This window comes from Neisseria sp. P0020.S003 (genome assembly GCF_051957095.1).
In the GTDB taxonomy this organism is placed as follows: Bacteria; Pseudomonadota; Gammaproteobacteria; order Burkholderiales; family Neisseriaceae; genus Neisseria; species Neisseria subflava.
Genome location: NZ_JBQCWU010000086.1, coordinates 1 through 437 on the forward strand (window position 1 = coordinate 1; position 437 = coordinate 437).

At 47.4% G+C, this 437-nt stretch carries 1 pseudogene; it reads left to right on the forward strand.

The features are described from left to right. Nucleotides 1–221 precede the first annotated feature (221 nt). Nucleotides 222–437: pseudogene (locus ACTHTQ_RS11445) on the forward strand (HIT family protein); the annotation flags it as partial.

Sequence of the window (437 nt, forward strand, 5' to 3'; positions counted from 1 at the left end):
TCTCAAACCATTCTTTTGGATTGCCATCATTGCAGTGATGTGTGTGACCACGTTAAGAGTGCCTAAGAATGTGACGACTTAATCACGCCCGCCTATTTATTTTGGTGGTTTAGACCCAAACCGTGTTTTGTCACATTCATCACACTGACTGCTATTTACCTCGTTCTAAAAATCCTGATTGAAATCATCCGATTCCTATTCAGACTTAGAAAGAAAAACCCATGACCTGCCCCATCTGCACTGCCGACAACGAAGACATTTTGCTGCAAACGCCAAACCTGCGCGTGATCGCCGTCCACAATTAAGCCGGCGCACCGGCATTCTGCCGCGTTATTTGGAATGACCATGTTTCCGAGATGACCGACCTTTCCCCTGCCGAACGCAACGAAATCATGGAAATGGTGTATCAGGTTGAAGCCGCAATGCGCCGAGTCTTC